5 protein-coding genes are annotated in these 4,905 nt (G+C 48.2%); all 5 read right to left on the bottom strand.

The window, feature by feature from the left end; translation table 11 throughout:
- Positions 1–115: 115 nt before the first annotated feature.
- Positions 116–853 (bottom strand): hypothetical protein, encoded by a 738-nt coding sequence (locus tag WCO51_09620; protein ID MEI6513517.1) that lies wholly within the window; start codon positions 851–853, stop codon positions 116–118.
- A gap of 45 nt (positions 854–898) precedes the next feature.
- Positions 899–1,354 (bottom strand): hypothetical protein, encoded by a 456-nt coding sequence (locus WCO51_09615; GenBank protein MEI6513516.1) that lies wholly within the window; start codon positions 1,352–1,354, stop codon positions 899–901.
- Between the two features lie 218 nt (positions 1,355–1,572).
- Complete coding sequence (locus tag WCO51_09610; GenBank protein MEI6513515.1) at positions 1,573–2,016, bottom strand: hypothetical protein; 444 nt, start codon at positions 2,014–2,016, stop codon at positions 1,573–1,575.
- A 19-nt stretch (positions 2,017–2,035) separates the two neighbouring features.
- Positions 2,036–4,225, bottom strand: coding sequence for a DUF5703 domain-containing protein (locus WCO51_09605; protein ID MEI6513514.1), 2,190 nt, complete (start codon positions 4,223–4,225; stop codon positions 2,036–2,038).
- 46 nt (positions 4,226–4,271) lie between these two features.
- Positions 4,272–4,905, bottom strand: a 634-nt coding sequence (locus tag WCO51_09600; protein MEI6513513.1) for a TSUP family transporter, incomplete at its 5' end; no start/stop codon positions are given.

The raw sequence follows: 4,905 nt of genomic DNA, 5'->3' as shown, positions 1-4,905 counted from the left end.
ATCAAAACTCACGTCATCCTGAGCATAGTCGAAGGGTCTTCCGGAAAAGCTCCAACAGCGCCGCTTCGCTCTGCTACCGAAGCATCGGAAACTGTATTCACATGTACTCATTCTACTAAGGTTTTGAACTCTTGCTTTCCTCTGTTGATTTTTCCACTCGCCAGCCTAACTCTGCTGTCTTATCCTGTATAAAGGTAAAGACAACATCCTGCTTCGGTCCTGTCACCTTGATGTTAAGGTTCCTTTTTGTGTCACGATCTACTGCTATCACCCTTATGTCGACGTAGCCCGCGCTTTCACCCCAGGAGCGTGACTCCCGAACTATCCCATTGACGGGCACACGCACGATATCCTGACTATAAGCCGCCTTCTTCCATTCTTTGAGTCGAGCCAGTTTATCATTAGAATGCGATGCTTCAGCCACGAAGAGGCTACCGAAACGGACCCATGTAACATATGGTGTGAGGTCTTTACCATGTAGCATTTGGACTTTACCCACCGGATGATCAACCCAAACAGACCATGAATATGGTGATACCCGGTCCTCTGATTTTAGCGTAATACAGTAGACATGACGAGGTGATGAATCCCCTGCCTGTGTCACATTGTATTTATATTTACTTACTTCAAGTTCAACAATAGCCTCTTGGCGATTCCCATCAGCTCTGATAACCGCTATTTGGTTATCGGCAACTAGGACGGTATGGGTAGTCTGCAGTTCAAACCCAAGTTTGACAGTTTCACTCTTTTCATTCCCGTAACAGAAAGATAGGCTTAGCCACAAACCTACGGCAACAAGTATGCCTATTATAGCTAATCCTTTTATTATGTTTGTATATGTATCTGAAAACATCTGAAATACCTCCCTGGTGCTGATTTTACTTATCATTGTGATAAGCTAGCATCCCTCAGCTTCATCATCCATCAATCTTTTAAGCTGCCACCAAGCTTCCTGAGCTTTCGGCTCACAATCAACTATTCTGGAATAAAGAGTATCGTCATTTGCCCAAGCCATAGGCACAAATACTGCCCTTGCTCCAGGCTCTTCACCTTTATAATGCCAAGTATAATATTCATAACACCAGTACTTTGAGAGCGTTCCATCAATTACCTCAAACAGAGGTGCAGCTTCATTTTTTGGGTAGTTATTTAGGTCATATCCAGTGTTATCGTCATCACAAATAATGTAGTACACCCCTCCTTTATTGATAAAGATTGCATACACAGTGTATATCTTGCCTACTGTGAGGCCAAGCTGAGAAGATGCATCAGGGTCATCAGGATAGATACCGATAGGCTGCAGATACTCTTTCGACAGCTTCATGACATCCGTTGATATGCATCGAACCCTCATCTAGGAAATACCTCCCCTAACACATGTGCAACTCATATCACCCTGAGCGTAGTCGAAGGGTCTTCCGGAAGATTCCTCGACTACGCTCGGAATGACGTCCCTTTGGGACGTTTGGAGAAAGAATCTGCGTCGCTAATGCTCTACGGCTTCGACAGCATTGTTGCCAAAGCATTACAGACTGTAAAGTACAAGCTGATTTTACTTGCATAGGTCTTTACCTAGATTTCTCCAACTTCCTCATCTATCAAGTTCTTGAGCTTCAGCCAAGCTGCCTCAGCACTGGGATCACCATCTACCAGCCTCCCATAGAGCGTCTCATCGTTTACCCAATCCGAAGGTTTAATAAATGCCGTGTCCCCAGATATCCCTTCCACATACGGATTATTATCATAATCGTAACACCAGTATTTTGAGAGAGTCCTGTCGATCACTTCAAATAAAGGAGCGCCATGATTAGACGGAAAGTTTCCTGGTTCATTAGCTAGAAAATCATCACATACATAGAAATACACCCCTCCGTTACAAAAAGCAAGGGCATAGACGGTGTATATTGCACCTATTGTAAGGTTAATTTCATTTGGGCCACCTGAATAAACTCCTAATGGCCGAATATAGGCTTTTGGTAACTTCATGACATCATTGGATATGCATCGAACCCTCATCTTGGAAATACCTCCTCGGTCACATATGCCTCGGCTCTATTATTACCACATCTTTGGCTCGGTCTTCTGGGGATACTTTTAGCTCTTTTAACTCGCGGTTTTCGTAGATGCCTTCTACCGTGGTGTTATAGGGGGCGTGGAGTTTGAAGTGGACGCTCCAGAAGTGGGGCCATGCGGGGAAGAGGATTATTTTTTTGCCTTCCGTGTGCATCAGCATTCGCTGGAGGGCGGTTGAGGCGACTGTGCCATGGTCTTGGTCGGGGACGTAGTCGAAATTCGGTCCCCAGAACGCAGGGAAACGGCTGTGGGGGTCTTTAGTGAGGAAGTTTCGCTCGACATCCTGACTGGCGCTAGTGGCGTTCCCTAAATAGGCTGCTTGGATGGCATCTTGTTGCCAGCCGCCGGTTACTTGTCGGAAACGATGAGCGAAAGTTAAGGTTGCCATCTCCAAGTCAGGTTTGTCGACCCCGAACAGGCGGTAGGGGAAGATCGCGTATAGCTCCACATTCTCGCTGTTGGCATAATTGGCGAACTCCTGGGCAGGGCTGAGCATCTTCATACCGAGCAGTTCGCGGGTTGGGATTTCGGGCAGATCGTTAAGCGTTTTGCTCCAACCGGTTCGTTGAGCTTCGGTGGTTAGCTCAATGGGTAGTTCGAGCAGCTTTGTCAGCACCCATTTCAGACCGGCGACTTCGGGCATGGGGTTGACGGTTTTAGCCCAGGTTTCCAGCCCAACCGATGGGTCGAACCTGATTTTGCCGTTCTCGTCGCGTCCCCAATGCTGGTCGAAGAAGATCATGACCTCGCTAACCAATGGGAGCATCATCTCGGCGGCGAACTTCTCATCTTGAGTGATTTCGAAGTAATCAAGCATCATCGCGGAGAGTTCGATGGCGCCTTGTTGGTAGAGAGTTAAACCGAACCTATCCTTCAACTTCTCCCGCTCATCCTTGGATTTGAAGTTATACCAATTGTTGGTGAAAGTTCCCCAGAAGCTGATGACCTCGCCGAAAACCGCTCCGTCAGTGTTATACATATTCCGCGCGCGGTGTTTGCCGATGGGCAAAGCGTCATAGAACATCTTGAAGAAAGGCTGCATGAGGTCGAAATCGCCGCTTGCGAGGAGGCTCCAATAAATAAGACGCGTATTCTGGAACCAATAAAAAGCGCCGCCCCAGCATCGGTAATCGGCATCGGGAATGCTGCCGTCCGTCATAGGCCGCGAAGGCCAACCGTCAACAGTAAAAATCGAGCCGTTGAACTTAATCGGCTGCTCCCCACGCCCACCGCATGCGTTGATAAATCGCTGCAGAGTATAGCCCTGGGTGACGCCGAACGAATCCCAACTCTCGGTCACATAAATCCAACTTCGGTTCCAGAACGCTTCCCACCATTGGCAGTGGTCATCATATCGGGTCTTCTTGGGGATGGCATTTATCTTCGCCATGCCCTTCTCGACCTTGCCAATCCATTCATCAGGCGTATCGGTTTGAGTCGTGAGGACGTGAAAATCGATCGAAAACTTCTTGTCGGCTTTCTTTGATGCCAGCGATAACTCACCCGCAGTGACTAAGCCTTCGCCCTGGACGATTGCGCCGAAGGTGCGGTTAATTAGGGGGTCTTTGAGCTTGGGGATGAATTCCTCTAAATCCTGTAGTTCGAGATTATCTTTCCATATCGAAGAGGGGTTGCGGTGATACCAGACCACGCGGTCTTTTTGGTCTGGAACTACTGTATCCGGTTCGATTACAATCGGATTGGGGTTAGGGCCGGATAAATGATAGGCGGATTCAAGTTCAATTGTATCGGTGATATACCGTCTGCTGGTGCGCCACAACTCGACATCCATTCGAACTTCGAAGTCCTCAGCGCCCTCCATTACGACATGGATAACGGGATTATTGGCATCCACCCAGACGCGCATCTTGATCTGGTTTACCTCAATCAAAATCTCGGCGGTCTTTAGATTAAGTGTCTGCTTGAAATGCATCCCCTTCTTGAAAGGGGAGGGAGTGATCCCAACTCGCACTCGCCCCAACTTCAGCAACCGAGCGGTCTCGCTCCACGCATCAGTCTTGCTGATATAGAAATAAAGCCCGCCATCCTGTTGAACCCATAAATTGAGGCCGATATCCCCGTTCCCCAACGGCATCGAGCCATAGCAATTCTCACTTGGCGTATCCCAAACTACATTATATTTCTCAAGCATTTAACTCTCCCTCATGTTCTTTCGCTATCATACCTTAGCCAGGGGTTTATCTCCATAGAAGCCGCACTACAAGGGCTAGGGCCATAATTAAATAGATCCAGCGGATCCAAGTACTTCCCTTTCGAATAGCCGTATGCGCGCCAAGATATCCGCCCAACAGATTAGCTGCAGCCATGGGGAGACCCGCGGCGAAGAATATCTTTCCAGTGATAAGAAACAACACAAGGGCGGTTATGTTGCTTGCCCAGTTGAGGACTTTTGTGTTTCCGGCAGCATGGACGAAATCAAAACCTAGGCCTCGAACCATCAGAAACATCAAGAAAGTACCGGTGCCAGGCCCCAGAAAGCCGTCATAAAAGCCGATTATAAAAGCTCCTGCAAACACTAACCCGCTCAGGCGTTTTGTGAGGGTGGTATAGGTACTGGTCAGTCCCATTTGAGGGCGAAGCCAGAAGTAAATAGCCAATCCCGTGATAACAATCGCAATAATAGGTTTAAGTAAATCTTTTGGAACTGTGGTAAGGGAGAACGCGCCGATTAAGGCGCCTACTATCGTAAAGGGGATGGCCTTTAGTACAACTTCCGGAGTGTAACGCTTAGAGTGTACAAAGGTAGCCGCTGCCGAGGTCGCGCCACAAGAGGCGACCAGTTTATTGGTAGCCACAGCCATCGCCGGGGGC

The sequence above is a fragment of the bacterium genome (assembly GCA_037131655.1).
Lineage (GTDB): Bacteria > Armatimonadota > Fimbriimonadia > Fimbriimonadales > JBAXQP01 > JBAXQP01.
This window is presented reverse-complemented; position numbering and strand designations above follow the sequence as displayed.